Annotated in this window: 22 protein-coding genes; 13 read left to right on the plus strand and 9 right to left on the minus strand. The window is 65.4% G+C overall.

What is annotated here, in order from left to right:
• Nucleotides 1-29: 29 nt before the first annotated feature.
• The 3 genes from M3I56_RS15840 to M3I56_RS15850 all read left to right on the plus strand — a co-directional run bounded on the left by M3I56_RS15840 (nt 30) and on the right by M3I56_RS15850 (nt 2,907).
• Nucleotides 30-989 carry a TRAP transporter substrate-binding protein gene (locus tag M3I56_RS15840; RefSeq protein WP_254354866.1) on the plus strand — a complete coding sequence of 320 codons (960 nt, stop codon included), beginning with the start codon at nt 30-32 and terminating at the stop codon, nt 987-989.
• A 78-nt stretch (nt 990-1,067) separates the two neighbouring features.
• Entirely contained in the window at nt 1,068-1,547 is a 480-nt protein-coding gene (locus M3I56_RS15845; RefSeq protein WP_254354788.1) for a TRAP transporter small permease, read from the plus strand.
• 7 nt (nt 1,548-1,554) lie between these two features.
• Nucleotides 1,555-2,907: a TRAP transporter large permease gene (locus M3I56_RS15850; protein ID WP_254354789.1), complete on the plus strand. Its 1,353-nt coding sequence runs from the start codon at nt 1,555-1,557 to the stop codon at nt 2,905-2,907.
• A 68-nt stretch (nt 2,908-2,975) separates the two neighbouring features.
• On the opposite strand, the gene M3I56_RS15855 is transcribed toward M3I56_RS15850, so the two are convergent.
• Nucleotides 2,976-3,992 carry an NAD(P)-dependent alcohol dehydrogenase gene (locus M3I56_RS15855; RefSeq protein ID WP_254354790.1) on the minus strand — a complete coding sequence of 339 codons (1,017 nt, stop codon included), beginning with the start codon at nt 3,990-3,992 and terminating at the stop codon, nt 2,976-2,978.
• Between the two features lie 110 nt (nt 3,993-4,102).
• Here M3I56_RS15855 and M3I56_RS15860 point away from each other — a divergent pair, with 110 nt between their 5' ends.
• Nucleotides 4,103-5,056 (plus strand): LysR family transcriptional regulator, encoded by a 954-nt coding sequence (locus tag M3I56_RS15860; RefSeq protein WP_254354791.1) that lies wholly within the window; start codon nt 4,103-4,105, stop codon nt 5,054-5,056.
• A 148-nt stretch (nt 5,057-5,204) separates the two neighbouring features.
• A complete protein-coding gene (locus M3I56_RS15865) occupies nt 5,205-6,071 on the plus strand; it encodes a sugar phosphate isomerase/epimerase (RefSeq protein ID WP_254354792.1) in 867 nt (288 codons plus the stop codon).
• Between the two features lie 10 nt (nt 6,072-6,081).
• Here M3I56_RS15865 and M3I56_RS15870 read toward each other — a convergent pair whose 3' ends face one another.
• Nucleotides 6,082-7,143 (minus strand): LacI family DNA-binding transcriptional regulator, encoded by a 1,062-nt coding sequence (locus M3I56_RS15870; protein WP_254354793.1) that lies wholly within the window; start codon nt 7,141-7,143, stop codon nt 6,082-6,084.
• Nucleotides 7,144-7,359: 216 nt separating this feature from the next.
• Here M3I56_RS15870 and M3I56_RS15875 point away from each other — a divergent pair, with 216 nt between their 5' ends.
• A complete protein-coding gene (locus M3I56_RS15875; RefSeq protein ID WP_254354794.1) occupies nt 7,360-7,677 on the plus strand; it encodes a VF_A0006 family four-cysteine protein in 318 nt (105 codons plus the stop codon).
• A gap of 65 nt (nt 7,678-7,742) precedes the next feature.
• Here the strand turns inward: M3I56_RS15875 and M3I56_RS15880 are convergent, their stop codons facing one another.
• On the minus strand, nt 7,743-9,254 hold the full coding sequence (locus M3I56_RS15880) for a CoA-acylating methylmalonate-semialdehyde dehydrogenase (protein ID WP_254354795.1): 1,512 nt from the start codon (nt 9,252-9,254) through the stop codon (nt 7,743-7,745).
• A gap of 185 nt (nt 9,255-9,439) precedes the next feature.
• On the opposite strand from M3I56_RS15880, the gene M3I56_RS15885 reads away from it, so the two are divergent.
• Nucleotides 9,440-10,381, plus strand: a complete 942-nt coding sequence (locus M3I56_RS15885; protein WP_254354796.1) for a LysR family transcriptional regulator — start codon at nt 9,440-9,442, stop codon at nt 10,379-10,381.
• Between the two features lie 109 nt (nt 10,382-10,490).
• Nucleotides 10,491-11,687, plus strand: coding sequence for a phytanoyl-CoA dioxygenase family protein (locus M3I56_RS15890; RefSeq protein ID WP_254354797.1), 1,197 nt, complete (start codon nt 10,491-10,493; stop codon nt 11,685-11,687).
• A 93-nt stretch (nt 11,688-11,780) separates the two neighbouring features.
• Here the strand turns inward: M3I56_RS15890 and M3I56_RS15895 are convergent, their stop codons facing one another.
• Nucleotides 11,781-12,686: an SDR family oxidoreductase gene (locus tag M3I56_RS15895; protein WP_254354798.1), complete on the minus strand. Its 906-nt coding sequence runs from the start codon at nt 12,684-12,686 to the stop codon at nt 11,781-11,783.
• A gap of 80 nt (nt 12,687-12,766) precedes the next feature.
• On the opposite strand from M3I56_RS15895, the gene M3I56_RS15900 reads away from it, so the two are divergent.
• Nucleotides 12,767-13,612: a helix-turn-helix transcriptional regulator gene (locus tag M3I56_RS15900; protein ID WP_254354799.1), complete on the plus strand. Its 846-nt coding sequence runs from the start codon at nt 12,767-12,769 to the stop codon at nt 13,610-13,612.
• A gap of 195 nt (nt 13,613-13,807) precedes the next feature.
• Nucleotides 13,808-15,259: an alkaline phosphatase family protein gene (locus M3I56_RS15905; RefSeq protein ID WP_254354800.1), complete on the plus strand. Its 1,452-nt coding sequence runs from the start codon at nt 13,808-13,810 to the stop codon at nt 15,257-15,259.
• A gap of 36 nt (nt 15,260-15,295) precedes the next feature.
• On the opposite strand, the gene M3I56_RS15910 is transcribed toward M3I56_RS15905, so the two are convergent.
• The 5 genes from M3I56_RS15910 to M3I56_RS15930 all read right to left on the minus strand — a co-directional run bounded on the left by M3I56_RS15910 (nt 15,296) and on the right by M3I56_RS15930 (nt 19,519).
• A complete protein-coding gene (locus tag M3I56_RS15910; RefSeq protein WP_254354801.1) occupies nt 15,296-15,922 on the minus strand; it encodes a membrane integrity-associated transporter subunit PqiC in 627 nt (208 codons plus the stop codon).
• Nucleotides 15,919-17,214 (minus strand): MlaD family protein, encoded by a 1,296-nt coding sequence (locus M3I56_RS15915; protein ID WP_254354802.1) that lies wholly within the window; start codon nt 17,212-17,214, stop codon nt 15,919-15,921. Before M3I56_RS15915 ends, M3I56_RS15910 begins: the two co-directional genes overlap by 4 nt.
• Nucleotides 17,211-18,416 (minus strand): paraquat-inducible protein A, encoded by a 1,206-nt coding sequence (locus tag M3I56_RS15920; protein ID WP_254354803.1) that lies wholly within the window; start codon nt 18,414-18,416, stop codon nt 17,211-17,213. Before M3I56_RS15920 ends, M3I56_RS15915 begins: the two co-directional genes overlap by 4 nt.
• A 100-nt stretch (nt 18,417-18,516) precedes the next feature.
• Complete coding sequence (locus M3I56_RS15925) at nt 18,517-18,786, minus strand: CsbD family protein (RefSeq protein ID WP_254354804.1); 270 nt, start codon at nt 18,784-18,786, stop codon at nt 18,517-18,519.
• A 241-nt stretch (nt 18,787-19,027) separates the two neighbouring features.
• Complete coding sequence (locus M3I56_RS15930) at nt 19,028-19,519, minus strand: LEA type 2 family protein (protein WP_375541735.1); 492 nt, start codon at nt 19,517-19,519, stop codon at nt 19,028-19,030.
• A gap of 289 nt (nt 19,520-19,808) precedes the next feature.
• On the opposite strand from M3I56_RS15930, the gene M3I56_RS15935 reads away from it, so the two are divergent.
• From M3I56_RS15935 to M3I56_RS15945, 3 genes are all read left to right on the plus strand, one after another.
• Nucleotides 19,809-20,234, plus strand: a complete 426-nt coding sequence (locus M3I56_RS15935) for a hypothetical protein (RefSeq protein WP_254354805.1) — start codon at nt 19,809-19,811, stop codon at nt 20,232-20,234.
• 267 nt (nt 20,235-20,501) lie between these two features.
• On the plus strand, nt 20,502-20,750 hold the full coding sequence (locus tag M3I56_RS15940; protein ID WP_254354806.1) for a hypothetical protein: 249 nt from the start codon (nt 20,502-20,504) through the stop codon (nt 20,748-20,750).
• A gap of 328 nt (nt 20,751-21,078) precedes the next feature.
• A complete protein-coding gene (locus M3I56_RS15945) occupies nt 21,079-21,858 on the plus strand; it encodes an ABC transporter substrate-binding protein (protein WP_254354807.1) in 780 nt (259 codons plus the stop codon).
• Nucleotides 21,859-21,897: the final 39 nt, after the last annotated feature.

A 21,897-nucleotide genomic window follows, 5' to 3' on the forward strand; every position in this document is an offset into this window, starting at 1 on the left:
CACATGGTGCACGCACCGCGAAGACCGCAATGACCGTTCTGGCCGCGGCGCTCGCGCTCACCGCAGGCGCCGCGCACGCGCGCGTGTTCCGCGTCGCCGACGTTCACAGCGACACCTTCCCGACCAACATGGCGCTCAAGCACATGGGCGAGGAAATTTCGCAGGCCACGGGCGGCAAGGACTCCATCAAGGTGTTCGGCAACAGCGCACTCGGTTCGGAGAACGATACGATCGATCAGGTGCGCATTGGCGCGCTCGACATGGTTCGCGCCAATGGCGCCGCGTTCAACGAGATCGTGCCGGAATCGATGATTCCTTCGCTGCCGTTCCTCTTTCGCGACATCGACCATTTCCGCAAGGTGATGTATGGCCCCGAAGGCCAGAAGATTCTCGACGCGTTCAAGGCCAAGGGCATGATCGCGCTGACGTTCTATGAGAGCGGCGCGCGCTCGATCTACGCGAAGCGTCCGATCAAGTCGCCGGCCGACATGAAAGGCCTGAAGGTGCGCGTGCAGCCGTCTGACCTCATGGTCGACGAAATCAAGGCCATGGGCGGCACGCCCACGCCGATGCCGTTCGCCGAAGTCTATACGGGCCTGAAGACGGGCCTCGTGGACGCAGCGGAAAACAACCTGCCGTCGTACGAGGAAACCAGGCACTACGAAGTGGCGCAGGTGTACTCCGAGACCGACCACGCCATGACGCCGGAAGTGCTCGTGTTCTCGAAGAAGGTATGGGACACGCTCACGCCGCAGGAGCAGGAGATCATCAAGAAGGCGGCTGCCGACTCGGTGCCGTACTACGTGAAGCTCTGGACGGCGCGCGAAGATACGGCCGGCAAGACGGTGGAAAAGGGCGGCGCGAGCATCATTCCGGCTGCGCAGGTCGATCGCGCGGCCTTCGTGAAGGCCATGCAGCCGGTCTGGACGAAGTATGAAAAGACGCCCGATATGAAGAAGATCGTGGACGAAATCCAGGCGATTCACTAAAGCCCGGGGCTCCGCGTCGCAAGCGGCGCGGAGCCGAAAGAACGCAGTTGTGTAGTGTGTACCGTGCAAGGATGGATCATGACCTTCCTGAAACTCCCCAACGATTTACTGTTTCGCCTGCTGACGATCCTGGCCTCTGTCGCGCTCGCCGCGCTGACGATTCTCGTCTTCTATGGCGTGATCATGCGCTATGTGTTCGAGAGCGCACCCGATTTCGTCGAGCCGATCGCGTTGCTGCTGGTGGTGACGATCGCCATGTTCGGCGCCGCGCTCAAGGTACGCGAGCGCGGGCATATCGGTCTCGATTCGCTCGTCAAGAAACTCTCCCCGCGGGGACAACTGATCGCGGAGGCGTTCCAGCACGTCTGCCTGATCGCGCTTGGCGTGGCGATTTTCTTCGGCTGCCTGCAAATGGCGGAAACGACCATGGACGACCGCATCGCGATTCTCGGTGTGCCGGAAGCGGTGCGCTATGTCATTCCGATCGTGGCCGGCACCTGCATCGTGCTGTTTTCGCTCGAGCATCTGCTGGCACTGTTCGTACGCAAGGCAAAGTAGGGCAAACATGGAACTCGCAATTCTTTCGCTCAGTTTTTTGGTGCTCCTCGCCGTTGGGGTGCCGGTTTCTTTCTCCCTGGGTCTCGCCTGCGTCAGCACGTACCTTTACGAAGGACTGCCGGCCGCGACTGCCATGCAGTCGATGATCTCGGGCATGAACGCGTTTTCGTTTCTCGCGGTGCCGTTCTTCATCTTCTCCGGTGAGCTGATGCTGCACGGTGGCATTGCGGACCGCATCCTGCGCTTCGCCCAGGCCGCCGTGGGGCATTTTCGCGGCGGTCTCGGCATGGCCAATGTCGTCGCGTGCACGCTGTTCGGCGGCGTTTCCGGTTCGCCTTCCGCCGACACGTCGGCCATGGGCGGCGTGGTCATTCCGCTCATGAAGCGCGAAGGTTATAGCGCAGCCTATGCCGTCAACGTGACGACGCACTCGTCGCTGGCGGGCGCGTTGATGCCCACCTCGACGAACATGATCATCTACGCGTTCGCGGCGCAAGGCATTACGGGCACACTGAACGGCCAGCAGATGAGCGGCGTTTCGATTGGCGACCTGCTGTTCTCGGGCCTGCTGCCGGTGTTGTGGGTGATGGGCTTCGTGCTGGTTGCCGCCTACTGGCAGGCGCGCCGCTTCGGCTATCCGCGCAGCGCGGACGGCTCGACCAGGCTGCAGGTGTTTCCCGGCTGGCTCGCCGTGGTGCGGGCGTTCCTCGGCGCGCTGCCCGGGCTGCTCGTGATCGCGATCATTCTCTTCTGCGTGGCGCGGGGCATTGCGACCGCAACAGAAGCGGCCGCGATTGCCGTGGTGTATTCGCTCGCGCTCACCGTGGTCGTGTATCGCTCGATGACGAAGGAGAAGCTGTTCTTCGCCCTCTCGCGTGCGGCCAAGACCACGGGCGTCGTGCTGCTGCTGATCGCGGTGTCGAACATGCTGCGCTATCAGATGGCTTATCTGGAGATTCCGGAGGCCATCGAGCGCGTGCTCGAACATGCCACGACGCTTCCCTGGCTGATGCTTCTCTACATCAACATCATCCAGGTGTTTCTGGGCACGTTCATCGACATGGCGGCGCACATCCTCATCACGACGCCGCTCTTCCTGCCGCTCGCCATGCATAGCGGCGTGGGCCCGGTGCAGTTCGGCATCATGATCCTGCTGAACTGCGCGCTTGGCCTCGTGCATCCGCCAATCGGCTCGGTGCAGTTCATCGGCTGTGCAATCGGCGACGTGTCGATCGGGGAAACGACCAAGGTCGCGTGGCCGTACTATCTCGCGATTTTTAGCGCGATCAATCTGGTCACCTACTTTCCGTTCTTCTCGACGTGGCTGCCCAGCCTGATCAACGGGCATCCGGTTTTCTAAAGCGACCGGTACCTGTAGAACGAAGCGGGCACCTGGCGTGCCCGCTTCGCTTTTCTGCCTGCGTGCTGTTACGCCACGCGTATCACCACCTTGCCGAAATGCTTGCCGGCTTCCAGCCACGCGTAAGCCTCGGGCGCTTCGTCGAAAGCGAACACGCGATCCACCACGGGGCGAATCTGCTGCGCGGCGAGGAAACGCGTGACGTCGTCGAGCATTGTGCGGCTGCCGACCATGATGCCGTGCAGGCGCTTGATTCCGCCGATCACCGAAAGCAGCCCCAGTTCGGGGCCCGCAAAACTCGTCACGCCTCCGATGATCGAAACGAGTCCGCCCATCTTCGCGGCGGCCACCGAGCGCGGCAGCGTATCGCGTCCGCCCACTTCCACGACGATATCCGCGCCTTCGCCGCCCGTGAGCCGCAGCACTTCGTCCTGCCACTCGGGGTGCGAACGATAGTTGATGGTCTCGGTCGCGCCGAGCACGCGGGCGCGTTCGAGCTTCTCGTCGCTCGACGATGTGATGATGGTCCGCAAGCCCGCCGCGTGGGCGAGCTGCAACGCCCAGATCGACACGCCGCCCGTGCCGAGCAGCACCACGGTCGCGCCAGGGTGCGCCTCGCCATCGGCGAAGATCGCGTTCCAGGCGGTGATGCCGGCGCACGAGATCGTCGCGGCTTCCTCGTAGCTCAGGTGCGCGGGGATCGACACGAGCGAGGTTTCCGCGGTGACGAAGCGCTCTGCGAGCACGCCGTCAACCTGTGCGCCCGCCGACTCGCGCACCTTCCACGGCGCGGGCGCACCGTCCACCCAATGCGGGAAGTAGGTGTTGATCACGCGGTCACCGGGCTTGAAGCGCGTGACCGCCGCGCCGACTTCGACCACTTCGCCCGCGCCGTCGGCGAGCGGTACAAGCGGCGTGTCGCCAAGACCGAGGTAATCGCCGCGCGCGAACATCAGGTCGCGATAGTTGAGCGCGGCCGCGTGAATCTTCACGACCACGTCATGCGGGCCGGGCGCGCGCGGCGTGAAGTCGGCGCGCGCGAGTGCGCCATAGCCGCTGCCGGCCTTCAGTTTCCATGCGTTCATGACTGCTCCAGTACGAGTGGGAGCACCTATGATAGTGTTGCTTGCCAGGCGACATTGGTGAGATTCTGGAGCTTCTTTGTCGCCTCGAAAGATACAAAAGGAGTCAGGATATGGACGATCGCCTGAGCGGCGTGGCCGAGTTCGTGGACGTGGTGGACGCGGGCAGCTTCTCAGCCGCCGGCGAGCGCCTTGGCGTGACGCGCTCGGCGGTGGCGAAGATCGTCGCGCGGCTCGAGCAGCGCCTGGGCGTGCGCCTGCTGCAGCGGACCACGCGCAGCTTGAGCCTCACCGACGAAGGCCACGCCTACTACGAGCAGTGCCGCCGCGTGCTGGGCGAGCTGAGCGCCGTGGAAGCCGCCTTCGATCACGGGCGGCGCGAGCCTGCGGGGCGCTTGCGGATCAGCGCGCCGGTGCTGTTCGGGCGCCAGTGCGTGGCGCCCGTGGTGCGGCGGCTCGTCGAGGAGCATCCGCGTCTGAATGTCGAACTCTCGTTCAGCGACCGCGTGGCCGATCTCGTCGAGGACGGCTTCGATCTCGCCGTGCGCATCGGCACGCTGCCCGACCACAGCATGCTCGTCGCGCGCCGGCTTGGTGTGCAGCGGATGGGCATCTGCGCGTCGCCGGCGTATCTCGCGCAGCACGGCAAGCCCGCGGACGTCGCCGCGCTCGCCACGCATACCGGCATCGCGTATGGCCGCGCCGGACAGAGCCCGGCGTGGCGCGTGCGCGGCCCCGGCGGCGAAGTCGAGGAGTGCCGGCTCGCGTCGCGGCTGTGCTTCGACGACCTGCTGGCGATCGCCGATGCGGCGGCCGCCGGCGCCGGTCTCGCGTGGCTGCCGTGCTGGCTCATGGGCCCGTATTTGAGCGACGGCCGACTCGAACTCGTCATGGACAGCAGGAGCGTGATGGGCGACGAAGTTCACGTCGTGCGGCAGAAGGCGCGGCACATGCCGTCGAAGGTGCGCGTGGCCGTGGATGCGCTCGTCGCAGATATTTCGCGCATGCTCGGCACGGAACAGGACCACACGAACCCGATGGACCCCATCGACCTGGACGAAAATTGACGAAATTTCATCAAGGTTTCCGTTGAGCGCGGCAGGCGCGCCGCTTATGTTGGATTCCAGGAAGACGGTGCCGCTCGAAGCACGGCCAACCGGATCAAGGAGACATCGGTGTCGAACACGGAAGCCCTTTAAGACGCAGAACGGAGACATGATGGCGCAACGACTCATGGTGTTCCAGTCGCTCTGGTCGATGGAACGCCGCCATACCGATGGCTACGAGCGCACGCTCGAGGAAAACGTGCAGATGATCGCCGAAGCGGGCTTCGACGGCGTGAGCGCGCATTGCGCGCAGCGCGAGGACGTGAAGCGCCTCGCGGAGCTGCGCAAAACGTACGGGCTCGCGGCGGAAGGCCAATGCTTCCCGACGACCGTCGACGACCTGCAACCGGTGCTCGAACTCGCAACCGAGTTCGGCCTGCACCACGTCGACCTTCAGCCCGACGTGCGCCCGCGCACGCAGCGCGAGGCGCTCGCCTTGCTGGACGGCTGGCAGCGGCTGGCCGAGCAGGTGGACGTGCCCGTCTACATCGAAATGCATCGCGACCGCATGACGACGGATTTGTATTTCACGCTGGATCTGCTCGACGCGCGGCCGGACCTCAAGCTGCTTGGCGACATTTCGCACTATCTCGTAGGGCGCGAGTTCGCGTGGCCGGTTTCGCAAGAGAATCACGCGCTCATGCATCGCATACTCGATGCTTCGTGGGCATTTCATGGCCGCGTGGCGAGCCGCGAGCAGGTGCAGATCGAGCTTTCTTTCGCGCCGCACCGCAAATGGGTGGATCTCTTTCTCGACTGGTGGCGCTACGGCTTTCGTTCTTGGCGCAAGCGTGCGGGCGCGGACGATACGCTCGCGTTCACCTGCGAACTGGGGCCGCAGCCTTACGCGATCATCGGGCCGGATGGCAACGACACGACCGACCGCTGGCGCGAATCGCTGCTCATGCGCGACTGGATTTGCGATTTGTGGCAAGAAGTCGAGAAGGAGTCTGCGCGCGACAATGCCGCGGCCTGAAACTGGACACTCAAACCCCAACGCCCAGATATGGGTTGCGCCTCACATTCGCCGAGCAAAAAATCCGGAACTCCACCGGCCCCGGAGGCGCTGGCGTTTCGAGCACACCGCATGCGTTCAGCGCGTGCTGCAATGCCGAGATGACTTGCCCGTCAGGGTCCTGGTCGATGGCGATATCCATCGTCCCCTGCTCGATGTACTGACGGTGCAGGTCGAGCATTTCATGGCCTGCCCACACGATCTTTCCCGTCGCGCCCACCTTGCGCAACGCAGCCTCGCCCGCCGACGCGTAGCCGCTGTTGTAGATGCCGACCACGCCGCCGCGCTTGAGCGACTTGAGCACCGCGCGATGGCATTGGTCCACGTCATCGAGGGTTTCCACAGCCTCTTCGTCGCAAACGAGGTGCGGAAACAATTCGGCCAACTGTTCGCGGCACCCGCTGATCCGTTCGATATGCGCGTGATAGTCCTTGCGCGAGCAGATCAGCAGCACGCGGCCCGGTTCCTTTGCCAGGCGCCCGACAAAATAGCCCGCCGTGCGGCCCGCAAGCCGGTTGTCGATGCCCGCGTAATGCACGCGCTCGACCGCGTCGATGTCGGTGACCATCGTCACCACGGCCTCGCCCTGAGCGATCACGGTGCGCAGCGCGTCGCGCACCGCGGCCGTGTCGTGCGTGGTGACGATCAGGCCCGCGCGCTTGTAGCTCGGCTGCAGGACGGCGCGCGTGATCACGTCGTCGTCGGCTTCGGGCAGGAACTGCCGGTGCAGCACGATGCGCCGGTCGAGCATTTGCATGGAGCGCTCGAGGCCCAGCGTCAGGCGCTGAAAAAACGGCGCGCTGTTTTGCGGCAGCAGCACGTCGATATGCACCAGCCCGTGATGCGTTTCGGGTAACACGCGCGGCACGCCGAGCTGGCGGGCGGCCGCTACGACACGCGCGCGCATCTCGGCGGACACGCTGCCGCGCTCGTTGAGCACGCGGTCCACCGTGGCGGGGCTCACGCCCGCGGCTTCGGCAATCTCCACGAAACGCGCCGTGCGCTTGCGGCGCGGCGAAGCGGTGTCCTTCATGGGCGACTCCTTCCGTTTGCAGCAGTATTCCCTCAATCGCATGAGCCTCGTACGAACCTCGCAATACCGAAGTCGTCATGAGACCAATGGCGACTCCCAGGTGACACTTCCATCAAAGCATGAATGACGTCCTTTGATACACTGCTGCGACTGCGAGGCCAGTGTCCACGCCACGCAAATTCAAGCAGACAGACAAGAAGCATAATAAGGAACGTCATGGCAAAGAATGGCGGATGGAGCTTCACCCTGCGGACTGCGATTGGCCTGCTGGGCCTCCTGACCTCGCATGCGGCGCTGGCCGATGGTCAGTCGTCCTATGATGACTGCATGCTGGCTGGATTGCGCGATGCCCGCAACGAGGTGGCGTCGAACTATATCCAGCGCTCGTGCTACGCGCTGTACCGGAACGGCGAAATGCTGCTGCCGCGCGAGAAGGCATATCACGAGTGCATCCTGCAGAATATGGCGGGCGCGAGGGAGCCGTCCGCGATCTCGCGCATCGCCCAGATCTGCTCGCGGCGGGGGCAGATGTAACGCCACCCGCTTGTGAAGCATAAAAAAAGCCCACGTGAAGTGGGCTTTCTTCTCACCAACAACCGTTACTTCGCTACCGGCATCGAAAACTCCGCACCCTTTTCGGTGCTTTCCGGCCAGCGCTGCATGATCGACTTCTGCTTCGTGTAGAAGCGCACGCCTTCTTCGCCATACGCGTGCATGTCGCCAAAGAGGCTGCGCTTCCAGCCGCCAAAGCCGTGCCATGCCATCGGCACCGGAATCGGCACGTTGATGCCCACCATGCCCACTTCGATCTGGCGGCCGAACTCGCGCGCCACGTGGCCATCGCTCGTGAAGCAGGCGACGCCGTTACCGAATTCGTGATCGTTGATCAGCTGCACGGCCTCAGCGAAGTCCTTCACGCGCACGCAGGCGAGCACCGGTCCGAAGATTTCTTCCTTGTAGATGCGCATCTCGGGCGTGACGTTGTCGAACAGCGTGCCGCCGGTGAAGAAGCCTTCTTCGTGGCCCGGCACCTTGAGGCCGCGCCCGTCCACTATTAGCTTCGCGCCTTCTTCCACGCCGGTCGCGATATAACCTTCGATACGCTCGAGCGCCTGCTTCGTGACGATCGGGCCCATTTCCGCGTCGGCTTCCATGCCGTTCTTCACTATCAGGCTGCGCGCGCGCTCGGCGAGGCGCGGCACGATCTTGTCGGCCACATCGCCCACCAGCACGGCCACCGAGATCGCCATGCAGCGCTCGCCGGCCGACCCGTAGCCCGCCCCGATCAGGGCGTCCACGGTCTTGTCGAGGTCCGCGTCGGGCATCACGACCATGTGGTTCTTCGCGCCGCCGAGCGCCTGCACGCGCTTGCCGTGCTTCGCACCGGTCTCGTAGATGTAGTTCGCGATCGGCGTGGAGCCCACGAAGCTCACGGCCTTCACGTCGCGGTGCGCGAGGAGGGCGTCGACCACGACCTTGTCGCCTTGCACGACGTTGAACACGCCGTCGGGCAGGCCGGCTTCCTTGAGCAGACGCGCCATGAAAAGTGACGCCGAAGGGTCGCGCTCGCTAGGCTTGAGGATGAACGTGCAGCCGGCTGCAAGTGCCACCGGGAACATCCAGCACGGCACCATGCAGGGGAAGTTGAACGGCGTGATGCCGGCCACCACGCCCAGCGGCTGGCGCACGGTCCAGTTGTCCATGCCCGTGGAAACCTGTTCGGTGTAGTCGCCCTTGAGCAGTTGCGGAATGCCGCAGGCGAATTCGATTACGTCGATGCCGCGCGCCACTTCACCCTGCGCGTCGGAGAAGACCTTGCCGTGCTCGGCCGTGATGATCGCCGCGAGTTCGTCTGCGTGACGATTCATCAGCTCGAGAAACCGCAGCATGACGCGCGCGCGGCGAATGGGCGGCGTGTCGCGCCACTTCGGGAACGCGGCTTTCGCGCTCGCCACGGCGGCGTCCACGTCGGCGACTTCGCCCAGCACGAGGCGGCGCGCGGCGGCGCCGGTCGCGGGGTTGAAGATCGCTTGCGTGCGGTCGCCCGCACCGCGCTCGGTCTTGCCGCCGATGAAGTGGACCACGTCTGCGGAATCGGAATAGGGCTGCATGTCATCTCCTCGTTAGGTGAGTGCGTGCCGCCAGTCTACGGACGCGGCGGGGGCGAGGAAAGACGCTGGCGCTGAATTGATTGTTTTCAGCCGTGAACAATCGCTAGCGTGGTCTGTGAAAAGTGCGCGAGCGGCATGCTAGTATCGGCGCGAGGATCACGAGGTTTGACGCGGACTTTTTATCGATGGATACACAGCGAGTCGAAGCACTCTGGACGCATTTGCACTGGCTCAACGTGCTGGCCACCCAGGGCAGCTATACCGCGGCGGCGACGCGCCTGGGCGTGAGCAAGGCGGCCGTGAGCCAGCGCATCGCCGAACTGGAGCGCGTGGCGGGCGTTCCGCTTGTGCAGCGCACCACGCGCAGCGTACGCTTCACGGAGGCGGGGCTGCGGCTCGTGGAGGACACGCGCGCGCAGTTCGACAGCATTGCCGCGAGTTTTGCGAGCGTGCGCGAGATGGCCGATGTCGCGCGCGGCACGGTGCGCGTCACCGCGCCCGTGGCGTTCGCGCGCCAGCAACTGGTGCCGCGTCTTGCGCAGTTTTCGCGCGCGCATCCCGAAGTGCGCGTGCAGCTGGAGCTTTCCGACCGGCTCAGCTCGATTGCGACCGAAGGCTTCGATCTCGCGATTCGCCATAGCGCGCAGGTGCCGGAAACCCACGTGGCCTGGAAGCTTTGCGACACGCGCTCGGTCATCGTCGCCACGCGGGCTTACCTCAAGCAGCGGGGCACGCCGCAAACCCCCGCGGATCTGACGCAGCACGACTGTCTGTTCTATCCACGCGCGCTGGGTGCGGGCGTCTGGTCGTTCGAGAAAGCCGGCCGCCGCGCGGAAGGCGCGCGCGAGACGGTGACGGTGAACGGCCCGTTCTCGGCGAACAACAGCGAAGCGTTGCGCGACGCTTCGCTGGAACATCTCGGCATCGCGCTGTTGCCCGATTTCAGCGCGCAGGCCGCGCTGCAGGCCGGCAAGCTCGTCGTCCTGCTGCCCAACTGGCGCCCCGTGGGCGCGTTCGCTTCGCAATTGCACGTCGTGCGGCCGTATGGTGCGCAGGTGCCGCGCGCGGTCAAGCACTTTACGGAGTTCCTGCGGCAGACGTTCAAGGATGGCTTTCCGCTGGAGTGACGTGCGCAAGCAGTCACGGCGCCGCCTTCCTGATGCGTTTCTGATAGATCTTTGGTATCCACAGCGCCCGGTGCCGACGTTATCCTTGACTCAAAACGGAGGCAGACGCATGGATCAGCGCGAAACACCTGTGGCGGATTTGGGGCGGCAATGGTACGTCGAGCGCGAATGCTCGCTAGACGCGTTCGTGAACCGGCTGCGCGACGACGGCACCCCGCTGCGTTACGCCTGCGATGTGAGGCAGCGCATCCCCGTGTACGACTGCGCGGCGCTCGAAGGCGTGCTCCACGACGCGGCGCAGCGCGCGCAGTTGCAGGCGGAATGGGCGCACGTGCTGCGCGACGGCGCTGGCGTGCTGGTGCTCGAGCGCGCTTACGCGAACACGCAGCCAGTGGACGATGCGACCGCCGTGTTCGAATCGATCATCCGGGCCGAGCGGGAGCAGGGCACGAGCGGTGCTGACCATTTTGCGAAGGCGGGTGCAAACGACCGCATCTGGAATGCGCAACAGAAGCTCTGCCTCGAAGCGCCGGCCGTATTCGCCGATTACTTCGCGAACCTGCCGCTCATGGCTGTATGCGAGGCGTGGCTCGGACCGTGCTATCAGATGACCTCGCAGGTCAACGTGGTGCGTCCGGGCGGCGCCGCGCAGGAAGCGCACCGCGACTATCACCTGGGATTCCAGACGATCGAGGAAGCGCAGCGTTATCCGGCGCACGTGCATCACGTATCCGCTTTCCTCACGCTCCAGGGGGCGGTGGCGCACAGCGACATGCCGGTCGAGAGCGGGCCGACGAAACTCCTGCCGTACTCGCAACGCTACGCCGAGGGCTATCTTGCATGGCGGCGAGCCGATTTTCGCGCGTATTTCGAAGCGCATTGCGTGCAATTGCCGCTTGCCAGGGGCGACGCCCTGTTCTTCAATCCCGCGCTATTTCATGCGGCGGGCGCGAACCGCACCGCCGACGTGCAGCGCATGGCGAACCTGCTGCAGGTTTCATCGGCAATGGGGCGCGCGATGGAAGCGCTCGACCGCGCGAGCATGTGCGAGGCGATCTATCCCGTGCTACGCGAGCGGCGCGGGAAGGGCCCAGGCGATGCAGTCGACCTCGCGACCGTGGCGGTCATCGCGTCGTGTGCCGAGGGCTATCCGTTTCCCACGAATCTCGACCGTGACCCGCCCCTGGGTGGTCTCGCGCCAGAAAGCCAGCAGGCGCTCATGCAGCGCGCGCTGCGCGAGGACTGGGAGCCGGGCAGATTCGCCGAGGCCTTGCGCGCGCAGGGCGCGCGACGCGACCCCGCGTGAGCGCAGCGATAACGGCATCGTGCACGGAGCCTGTCTCGTGGCCGCTATCGGCCACGAGACACTGAGGTGAGAATATTCAGGATGACTATCGGCTCATTCTGAAGCGCCCACCTCGGCGAAGCGCGCTTCGTTCAGATCGGCAATCAGCGAGGGGCCCCTCGGGCGCCAGCCGAGCCGCGCCTGGGTGAGCGCGCTCGAAGCGGGCATGTCCAGGCCGACGAACATCCCCAGCCAGCCAAAATGCGCGGCCGCCTCTTCCGGCGCGATCGAAACGGCCGGCAGGCCGAGCCCGCGGCCCAGCGCCTCGGCGATTTCGCGGCTCGTCACACCTTCTTCACCGACCGCGTTGTAGCGTGCGCCCGGCTGACCTTTTTCCACGGCGAGCCGATAAAGGCGCACGACGTCGGAGAGGTGGCCGGCGGGCCAGCGGTTCTGGCCGTCGCCGACGTAGGCGCAAACGCCTTTCTCGCGCGCGATCGCAACGAGCGGCGTAATGAGCCCCTGCCGGAACGGGTTGTGGACCTGGGGCAGCCGCACTGCGCCCACATTGAGTCCTTGTTCCAGCAGTGCCTGCCCGGCCAGCTCGGAGGCAATGCGCGGGTTGGGATGGCCCGGATTGAAGACGTCCTCGCTCGCCAGCTCGCCAGGCTGGGCATTGCCGATGCCCGTGCCGGACGTGATCAGCAACGGACGATCAGAGCCGGCGAGCGCCGCGCCGAGCGCCGCAATGGCGCGCTTGTCCTTTTCGCAGTTTTCGACGAAGCGCGAGAAGTCGTGGTCGAAGGCCGTGTGGATCACGGCGTCCGCTTGCTCCGCGCCGCTGCGCAGGCTTGCCGGTTCCTCCAGCGTGCCGCGATGCACGCCTGCACCCGCGCGGGCGAGCGCCTGTGCGCCGGCTTCGGAGCGGGTCATGCCGATCACCTCGTGACCGGCTTCGATGAGTTCCGGAACGAGCGCCGAGCCGATGAAGCCGGTCGCGCCGGTCAGAAAAATACGCATGGTCATCTCTCCTGGGTCATGACTGGCGTACTATCTCCAAATTCTCTATACCGTTAAAGTAGTGAGTTCATCATATTAAGATGACTAACAGGCTCTCCATTCCGATCCACTCGGCGGGTTCGCTCGGCGACTTCCTGAAGCGCTGCCGCACGCGGCTCGACCCCGCGAGTTTCGGTTTCAGCGGTCGCAGGCGCACGCCGGGGTTGCGCCGCGAAGAAGTGGCGCAGCGGGCCAATATCAGTCCGACCTGGTACACGTGGCTCGAACAGGGGCGCGGCGGCGCGGCTTCGCCGGAAGTGCTCGAGCGCATCTGCAGCGCGCTGATGCTCACCGATCCGGAGCGCGAGCACCTCTTCATGCTGGGGCTCGGGCGGCCGCCGGAAGTGCGCTACAAGCCCGTGGACGGGGTCAATCCGCGGCTGCAACGCCTGCTCGACTCGCTGCGCTTCAGCCCGGCCATCGTCAAGACGGCCACCTGGGAGGTCGTGGCCTGGAATCGCGCCGCAGCCATCGTGCTGACCGACTACGGCAAGCTGCCGCCGGGTCAGCGCAACATTCTGCGTTTCCTGTTCTGCAACCCGGACGTGCGTGCCAAGCAGCACGACTGGGACAGCGTGGCCCGCTTCGTGGTGGGCGCGTTCAGGGCCGACGTGGCGCGTGCGGGCCTCGTTTCGGCCGTTGGCGAACTCGTCGACGAGTTGTGCAGCATGAGCCCCGAGTTCGACGCGCTGTGGCGCGAGAACGAAGTGCTTGCGCATGCGGAAGCCGACCATGTGAAGCGCCTGCACCATCCCACGCTGGGTCTCATCGCGTTGGAGCAGTCGGCGTTTTCGGTCGATGGCCGGCCCGACCTGCACATGATCGTCTACAACCCGGTCGATGCCGGGCAGGCCGAGCGCATCAAGGCGCTCATTGAGCAGTCGTGACGCTGCCGCGCGCATCCTGACCTCGCTCGTCTTCCTCTCCCATCGCCACACTGCGAGCTTGTCCTGGCTGCACCACCGCGGGCGCGAGGCTTGCGGGCAAAGGCCGTCCGCTGCTCGCCGTAGCGAGCGCGTTTCGCTTCGCGGCAGCGAGGCATGGGCGGATTGCCAGCGCCGCATCCAACCAGGAGACGTGTCATGGGAGACGAGAATAGCCCGCATCACGGATACGACCGGCGCCGTTTTCTTGCCGGCGTAGCGGCGGTTGCAGGCAGCGTTGCGCTGACGGGCTGCGGCGGCGGTGACGACCCGGGCGGCCAGAACGGCGACGTTCCCTCGCCGGACGGCGCCGACCGTTATCGCTTGCCGCGTCCGGCGTTACCGAATCCCTCGAGTTCGGGCATCGACTTCATCGTGCTGGTCACGATGGAAAATCGTTCCTTCGACCACTTCCTCGGCTGGGTGCCGGGCGCCGAAGGCATGCCCGCGAACCGGCAGTTCAAGGACGCGTTCGGCGCGACACAAACGCCGTTTTCGCTCGCAGCGAATTCCGCCTATGGCTACCAGGCGTGCGCGTACCAGGACCCCAATCACAGCTACGACGGCGCGCGTACGCAACTCGCTTCGGGCGAGATGAACGGCTTTCTCCTCACGCCGGGCACGAGCCTGCATCAGGGCGACTTGCTGCCCATCGGCTATTACACGTCGGCCGATGTGCAGTTCTTCGACGCCGTGGCGAGCAGCTACACGATCGGCGACTTCTACTTCAGCGGCATCCTCACCAGCACGTTTCCCAACCGCCTTTACCTGCACAGCGGCGCAACGGATCGCCTCGACGACAGCATCGACGATTCGACGCTTCCCACGATCTGGGACAGGCTCAGCGCCGCGAATATCGGCTGCAACTACTACTATCACGACGTGCCGTTCACGGCGCTTTACGGCACGCGCTACGTCGGCATTTCGCGGCCGTTTGCGGATTTCGTCGCGCATGCCGAGGCGGGCACGCTGCCGGCGTTCTGCATGGTCGATCCGGCCTTCGCCGGTGAGCCGCAAGGCACTTCCGCGGACGATCATCCGCACGCGGACATCCGCAACGGCGAGGCGTTTCTCGGGCAGGTGTACGAGGCGCTGCGCACGAGCCCGACCTGGAGCCGCACGCTGATGATCGTCGTGTACGACGAATGGGGCGGCTTTCTCGAACACGTGGTGCCGCCCACGAGGCCGATCAGCAAGAACGAGCTCGCGCTCGGCAACGACGGCAAGCTGGGTTTTCGCGTACCGCTCGCGCTGCTGGGGCCGCGCGTTCGCGCGGGCACGGTCACGCGCTACCCGTTCGACCCGAGTTCGATTCACGCGCTGCTGCAATGGCGCTTCGGCTTGCAGCCCCTCGGCGTGCGCAGCAGCGATCCGGCGACCTTCAATCTGGCCTATGCGCTCGATTTCACCGATGCGCCGCGCACCGACGCGCCGGCGTTCACAATATCCCAGGGCACGTTCGGCGGGGAGTGCTCGGGGATCCCGGGGTCGTCGTCGTCGAATCCGGTGTCGTCGATCGATCAGTCGCAGCTCGCGACCAACCCGAACGTCGATCGCTTCGCGGACCTGCGCGCGAAGGCGGCGTCGTTAGGATTCCAGACGGGAGGTTAGCGCCGCGGGGGGGCATCTGTGTCAGCGATCGCCGTGTCAGCGCACGGCGATCGATGCTGCGATCCGGTCGGCGAGCTCGCCGAGCACGCGACTGAGCGCAGCGGCTTGCGCCGCCGCATCGTGACCCTCGACCGGCGCGCTCAGCGCCGCCTGCTGGGTCAGTGTGGTTCGTTCAGGCTGTCCCGCCAGGAGCGTCCACGCCACTTGCAGCGTGAGCGTTCCGCCCGCGCTCGCGTTGCAGTCGAGCACCGTGACGACGAGGGTGCGGGTGCCAGCGGGCGCGGGTGCGTCCGGAAAAACGAATGCGCCGGCCGGCAGGCGAGGCAGCAGGTCCTGCGCGAGCGTGCTTCGCATCATCTGCCCGAGCGGCGCGCCCCAGCGGTCGTTGTCGTCGACTGCGAGCCGGTTGGGGGCGACATGCGTCACCACTTCGGGCCGGTCGAGCACGGCGGGAATATGCACGGCGCTCAGCTGCACCGGCGCCATGGCGGCGGTTGAAAGCGGCGCTTGCGCGGGCGTCGCGTCGAGCGTGACGTAACGCGTGGGCGGGCTATGGCCACATGCGGCGACCCCGGCGCCGATGCCCACGAGCATGACCGCGCGCAGCAGTCGCGCGATCGAAGCCAGTGCGCATCCGGCGCGACTCGCATGGCGACGCATCATTGGCTCTCCTCTGCCTTGCCGTGCAGCAGCGCTTCAGGGTGCCGGTCGAGATAGTCGGCGAGCGCGCGAACCGAGCGCGCGGTATCGGTCAGCTCGCGCAGCGCGGCGGGCAGGTCATTCTGGCTCGAAGCGTCGGCGCCCAGCGTACGGTTGGCTGCCGCGACAGTGCGATCGGCTTCGTTCGCTGTCTCGCGCAGCTGCGCGACGAGCGGGCCGATCTGGGGCGACACCTGCGCGAGCGTCTGATCGATTTGCGCAACCGAACGGTCGATATGCATGAGGCTGTCGCGGATCTGCGGCGAGGAGCTGATGGCGTTCACGTGCGCCGCAATGCTGCGCACTTCGTCGCCCGTTTGCTTGATGGGCAGGTCGTCGATCTTCCTGATCACGTCGCTGGCGCGGGAGGTCATGGTGTCGAAATCGGCGGGGGCGACGCTCGGGATCACGGGGAGCCCGTTGTCGGCGGTGAGCGTCGCGCCCGCTGCGCCCGCAACGAAGTCGAGATTGATCTTGCGCGGCCCGACGAGCGGCGGGTCCTGCGAAAGGCGCGCGCGCAGACCGTCGGCGACGAGGTGATCGAGCATGCCGTTGACGAGCGGCCGCCAGTTGCCGTCCGCGGGCGGCGGCGCGCCGACGATGCCGAGCTGCGATGGGTCCAGCGCGAGCTGAACGGGCGTGCTCAGCGCGCCCGTGCGCGCGTCGTAGCTCAGGCGCACGCTCGTGACGGTCCCTACGGGAAAGCCGCGCAGATCCACCTCCGCGCCGCTCTGCAGGTTGCCGAGCGCGCCGTCGAAACGCACCGCATAGCTCACCATCGGGCCGTGCCCGGGCGCAAGCGGGGGCCGGCGATCGCTGCCGTCGAAGTGATCGGCATGCTTGCCGGGACCCGGCTCCATGACGATTTCGGGTCCCGCAAGCATGGCCTTCAGCGAGGCAGGGTCGCTCAAATCCACCTTCGCGCCGCGCAGGAAAAACCGCGTTCCCGTGCGCAAATACGGGTCTTCCGCCCGGTCGATCTGGAGCTTTGCTTCGACATGCTGACCATCTTGCGCGAGCGACACGTCCGAAACGGCGCCGACCTTCACGCCGCGCAGCGTGACGATCGTGTCGTCCGGCTTCATGCCGTAGGCATTGTCGAACGTCACGACAACGGTCTCGCCGTTATGGATGAGCGCGCGCACGCCGAGCCATCCCGTCGCGCCGATCGCGGCGATCGGCACAGCCCAGATCCAGCCGGGCCAGGCGGTGCGCCGCACTTCGGCTTGCGTGCGGTGGCGATGCGGGCCGCTCATGGCTTGCTCCGCGTATGCACGTCCCACATCATGCGCGGGTCGAAGGTGCGCGAAGCCATCATCGTGAGGAAGACGACGAGCGCAAACGCCGTCGCGCCGATAGCGGGTCTCGCCACCGCCACGCCGTCGAAGTGGATCAGCGGCACGAAGGCCGCGATCGTGAAGACGTCGACGTTCGACCAGCGGCCCAGTTCGTCGATCCAGCGATAAAGATGGGCCTTGGCGCGCAAGTGCCGGCGCGAATGGCGCAACACCGAGCTGATGAACCACACCATGCCGCCGAGCTTCGCAAGGGGAATCACGATGCTCGTGAGGATGATCAGGATGCCGAATGGCCATAGCCCGACATGAAAGAGCTGATAAACGCCATCGATGATGCGGTGCGAGTCGTAATGGCCGAGCTGCCGCGACATGGTCATCGGATAGAAATTGGCGGGCACCGTGAGCACGAGCGCCGCGAGCGTGAGCGCGGCTGCGCGCACCACGGCGTCCGGCTTGCGCGCGCGCAGTTTCAGGCCGCAGCGCGGGCATGGCAGGCCCTCATGCGAGATGGGCACGACGAGGTCGCACACGGGGCAGGACAGTGCGCCATGCCCGTGCGGCGCTTGCTGGTCGGGGGCGATGGCGCGCCAGACGGTGCGGCGATCGAGCGAGGCGCGCGTGAGCATCGACATGAGCGCGGCGAGGATGAAACAGTAGCCGCCCGCCCCGATCGTTCCCGTGAGGTTCTGCGTGACGCGCGCATAGCCGACGAGGCAGCCCACGAGATACACGTCGGGCATGGCCCAGATGTCGAGCGCGATGGTCCAGCGAAAGAGCGTACCGATATGCTTGAACTGCACGCCGAAACGGACCAGTCCCAGCACGATCATGAGCACGCCGAAGCGCACGAAAGGCAGCACGATGCCGAACGCACCTAGCAATAGCGCGAGCGCGAGCCAGCCATCGCGCCAGATCGACACGATGCCCGACGCGAGAACCGATGAGCGATCGGCGCCGAGCATGTGCACCGTCATGAGCGGCACGAGATTGGCGGGGAACAGCAGGACGAATGTCGTGGTGGCGCAGGCGAGCGAAGCGGTGATGCTGCGCCCGCTTCGGCGCTCCAGCGGGTACTGGCAGATTCTGCAACGCGCGAGCATGCGCGGGCCGAGCGGAGGGATGTCCTCGAGGGCGCCGCATTCGGGACAGCCAATCGTCATGGGCCGGGCTCCTGACTACGCCTCGCGATGACACACGATTCGCATCAGTGAGGCAGTTTCAGGACGACGCGCATAAAACGTTCCCGCGCCGCGCTTATGCTCAGCCTTCGGATTTATTGCGGTTCAGGGCCCATGCCGCGCCGAGCGCGAAGCCGACGGCGGCGGCGAGCCCGAGCGCGGTCATGGGCTTGTCGGCGACGTTGTCGCGCGTGGCGTCGGCGGCATTGTTCAAGGCCTGTTGGGACTTGCCGTACAGCACCTTTGCCTTGCCGGCCAGGCCCATGGCGGGGTCGCCCAGCATGCGGCCGGCCAGGTGCTGCGCTTCTCCCGCGACCTCATTCGCGATGGCGTGTGCGTGTCTCGTGTCCATGATCGTGCTCCTGTGTGCTCAGGGTGGGTCATTGAATATGCGCGCTCCACTTGCGCAATCATGGTGGAGCAACGCTAATGCCCGCAGCACGGCGATCGATGAAGCAAGCGATCGCGGGCGTGGACCGCTCCAGCGCATCGAGAGCCGTCGGAGCCGAGGAGTTGCCGGGCCGCCTCGACGATAATGCTGGCCGGTAAATAGGGTTATATCCAGTTGCGTTTGCAACGAGCCCGCCCGGTGGTCACGGGCCGAGCAGGCCCTGCGTTGGCAGCGACAGTTTGCCGTGATCGGCGAAGCGCGTGCCGCCGCCGATGCCGCCTGCGAGGCGTCCGCGTATTTCGTAGGGAATGTTGCCGGCCTGTGCGCTGCCCGCAAAGGCGAAAGCCTGGCGCACGGCGGCGAATGCCGGCACGGTCAGCGGCACGACGATCACCGCTTCACCGAAGCGCGGCACGACGCCGCTTTGGTCGCTCACGCCGCTGGCGAACGATTGACCGTTCAGGTCCAGTTGCAGCGACACGCCGCTGAATTCGACCGGCGTGTCGTTGGGATTCTGGATGCGCAGCTTAACGTTGAAGCGCATCTCCATGCCTTCGCCCTGCAGCGGCTCGAGCCCCGCCACGTTGACCCGCAGCGGGTCTCCGATCAACCCCGCGCAGCCGCCAAGCCAGAACAGCACGCAAAGCAAGGTGCAGACAAGTCGCATTGAACGCCTGGCGTCAGGTGCTGGCATGGGAAGTACCTCGTTGGTCGAGTCCGCGGCTGCCGCTTAGTGTAGCGTCGATCGTGCGCGGGTTTCTGCCGTGCGCCGGGCGGTCGCCGGTCGGATTCAGGCCAAACCTGCGATACGATACGTCCCCGGCGCTTAAACAAGATGCGCCACACGCGGCCGAAAATCGTTTCAATTGGCTTTCATCGGTCGAGTGCCGCCTCACGCGTCCTGACTCTCTCCTTTCGTTGCCCGGGCCGTTCTCATGCTCAGCGCCTTCGCTCTATTCGGGATCTTGATCGTATCTTGCCTGATGAGCGTCGCCATCCTGGGCTCGCTGGTTCGAACCGCCTTGCCGGGCGTGGGCCGCTGGTGTCTGGGTTATGCGCTGGTGGCCGCGGTATCCACCTGGATCGTGCTCGCCGGGCCGCGTGCTGGCGCGATCACGATCGTCGCGACGTCGGTCGCGACCCTGGGCGCGGTCGTGCTGCTCGTGCAGGGCACGCGTCAGTTCTTCGGCATGCGCACCGTATGCCGCACGGAATCCGCGGCGTTGGTCATGATGTGCGCTGCGCTGGTCTATTCCATGTGGGTGTCGCCCAGTAACGGCGCGCGAGGCGTGCTCGTTTCACTGGGTCTCATCTATGGGCGGTTCGCGATAGGTACGCTGGTGCTGCGGCATGCTTCGCGCGAGGGTACGCGCTACGCGTGCCGGCTGATACGCTGGAGAGCGCGATAGTGCGCGCCGACGCGGCGCTTTATGTGGCGAAGGCGGCGGGGCGCAATCGCGTCGTCATGACATCGGATACCGAAGAAGGCGAAGCCCGCTACCTCGCCGAATCGCGCTAAAGAAATGCTTGCCTGGCAAATTTATTCCAGGGAAAATTCGCGCTGGCGAAAACTGGCATCGATGCCGGCTTCGTGCGACCCGGCGCGTCGTACCGGGCAGGTCAATCATTTCCCGGGCAATGGCGTCCGCAACGGTGGTCATGCCGGATAACTGCCCATGTTCAAGCGCCTCTTTTCCGAACTCGCCCGCGTCTTCATTCCGGCTGGGCGAAATCCCGACTTCTCCGCTCTGATCGACTTCCCGTGCTGCGCGTTAGACGACGCCGCCATCGAGGAGGAAAACGGTCTGTCCCGATTGCGTGACAGTGCGGGCATGCGTGCGGCCCGCTCGCGCCGCCGCGTCTGGCGGCTTCGCGAAGTTCGCCGCGATCTCCGCCGCGAAATGCATCCGGCGCCGCGCCTTTAATGCGGCCATACGTCGGCGGCCTTCAACCGCCGCTCTCAACCGCCGCTCTCAACCGCCGCTCTCAACCGCTTTAGGGTCTTCCCTGCCATGAAGGCGGGCTGGCCCGGCTCGTCCCGAGTTTCCCCCAGGGTTCTCCCAGGCCATAGGTGTTTCCGCCTGTTTTTGACGACTCGACGCGAGTATTCTGGACTGCTACCTTGCCGGGCGCAGGTGCATCCGCAGCGTCGATCACGCTTGTGGTATGCGCCGCGGGGGAATGTCCGCGCCGCAACCATGCGGGCGGTGTCCGTGTCTTGACCACCCTGATATCCAGAACCGAGGGGATCCCATGAAAAAGTTGTTTGCAGCCGTCTCTATTGCCTTGATCGCCTCCACGGCCAGCGCCGGCGCCTTTGCGGCGGACACCATTCGCTTCGGTGTCGATGCAAGCTATCCGCCGTTTGAATCGAAAGCACCGGACGGCAAACTGGTCGGCTTCGACATCGATCTCGGTAACGAGATCTGCCACCGCCTGAATGCCAAATGCGTGTGGATCGAGAACGACTTCGACGGCATGATCCCGGCGCTGAAGGCGCGCAAGTTCGACGGCGTGCTCTCGTCGATGTCGATGACCCCGGCGCGCAGGGAGCAGATTGCGTTCTCGGACAAACTGTTCAATACGCCGACGCGCCTTGTCGTGAAGACGGGTTCGGGCATCATGCCGACGGCGGAATCGCTCAAGGGCAAGCGCGTGGGCGTGGAGCAGGGCACGATTCAGGAGACCTACGCAAAGGCGCACTGGGCAACCGCTGGCGTAGAGGTCGTGCCTTACCAGAACCAGGACCAGGTCTATCAGGACCTGCTGGCCGGCCGCGTGGACGCGGCGCTGCAAGACGCCGTGCAGGCCGAAGTGGGCTTCCTGAAGACGCCGCGCGGCCAGGGCTACAGCTTCGCGGGCGGCGACCTCGACGATCCGGTCACGCTCGGCAACGGCGCCGGCATCGGCCTGCGCAAGGAAGACACTGCGCTCAAGACGAAGATCGACGGCGCGATCGCCGGCATCATCAAGGACGGCACGTACAAGAAGATCGAGAAGAAGTACTTCGACTTCGACGTGTACGGCAAGTGATGTGATGCGTCCAGCGTGACGTGTGCACGGCGCGAAAGC

The organism is Paraburkholderia sp. CNPSo 3281 (assembly GCF_024206515.1).
Lineage (GTDB): Bacteria > Pseudomonadota > Gammaproteobacteria > Burkholderiales > Burkholderiaceae > Paraburkholderia > Paraburkholderia nodosa.

Coding starts and splice junctions, on each gene's coding strand:
- M3I56_RS15945 (WP_254354807.1), top strand. CDS start 21,079: ATGAAAAAGTTGTTTGCAGCCGTCTCTATTGCCTTGATCGCCTCCACG.
- M3I56_RS15845 (WP_254354788.1), top strand. CDS start 1,068: ATGACCTTCCTGAAACTCCCCAACGATTTACTGTTTCGCCTGCTGACG.
- M3I56_RS15900 (WP_254354799.1), top strand. CDS start 12,767: ATGACTAACAGGCTCTCCATTCCGATCCACTCGGCGGGTTCGCTCGGC.
- M3I56_RS15940 (WP_254354806.1), top strand. CDS start 20,502: ATGTTCAAGCGCCTCTTTTCCGAACTCGCCCGCGTCTTCATTCCGGCT.
- M3I56_RS15880 (WP_254354795.1), bottom strand. CDS start 9,254: ATGCAGCCCTATTCCGATTCCGCAGACGTGGTCCACTTCATCGGCGGC.
- M3I56_RS15840 (WP_254354866.1), top strand. CDS start 30: ATGACCGTTCTGGCCGCGGCGCTCGCGCTCACCGCAGGCGCCGCGCAC.
- M3I56_RS15935 (WP_254354805.1), top strand. CDS start 19,809: ATGAGCGTCGCCATCCTGGGCTCGCTGGTTCGAACCGCCTTGCCGGGC.
- M3I56_RS15905 (WP_254354800.1), top strand. CDS start 13,808: ATGGGAGACGAGAATAGCCCGCATCACGGATACGACCGGCGCCGTTTT.
- M3I56_RS15915 (WP_254354802.1), bottom strand. CDS start 17,214: ATGAGCGGCCCGCATCGCCACCGCACGCAAGCCGAAGTGCGGCGCACC.
- M3I56_RS15875 (WP_254354794.1), top strand. CDS start 7,360: ATGGCAAAGAATGGCGGATGGAGCTTCACCCTGCGGACTGCGATTGGC.
- M3I56_RS15895 (WP_254354798.1), bottom strand. CDS start 12,686: ATGCGTATTTTTCTGACCGGCGCGACCGGCTTCATCGGCTCGGCGCTC.
- M3I56_RS15930 (WP_375541735.1), bottom strand. CDS start 19,519: ATGCCAGCACCTGACGCCAGGCGTTCAATGCGACTTGTCTGCACCTTG.
- M3I56_RS15870 (WP_254354793.1), bottom strand. CDS start 7,143: ATGAAGGACACCGCTTCGCCGCGCCGCAAGCGCACGGCGCGTTTCGTG.
- M3I56_RS15920 (WP_254354803.1), bottom strand. CDS start 18,416: ATGACGATTGGCTGTCCCGAATGCGGCGCCCTCGAGGACATCCCTCCG.
- M3I56_RS15885 (WP_254354796.1), top strand. CDS start 9,440: ATGGATACACAGCGAGTCGAAGCACTCTGGACGCATTTGCACTGGCTC.
- M3I56_RS15855 (WP_254354790.1), bottom strand. CDS start 3,992: ATGAACGCATGGAAACTGAAGGCCGGCAGCGGCTATGGCGCACTCGCG.
- M3I56_RS15850 (WP_254354789.1), top strand. CDS start 1,555: ATGGAACTCGCAATTCTTTCGCTCAGTTTTTTGGTGCTCCTCGCCGTT.
- M3I56_RS15925 (WP_254354804.1), bottom strand. CDS start 18,786: ATGGACACGAGACACGCACACGCCATCGCGAATGAGGTCGCGGGAGAA.
- M3I56_RS15860 (WP_254354791.1), top strand. CDS start 4,103: ATGGACGATCGCCTGAGCGGCGTGGCCGAGTTCGTGGACGTGGTGGAC.
- M3I56_RS15910 (WP_254354801.1), bottom strand. CDS start 15,922: ATGATGCGTCGCCATGCGAGTCGCGCCGGATGCGCACTGGCTTCGATC.
- M3I56_RS15865 (WP_254354792.1), top strand. CDS start 5,205: ATGATGGCGCAACGACTCATGGTGTTCCAGTCGCTCTGGTCGATGGAA.
- M3I56_RS15890 (WP_254354797.1), top strand. CDS start 10,491: ATGGATCAGCGCGAAACACCTGTGGCGGATTTGGGGCGGCAATGGTAC.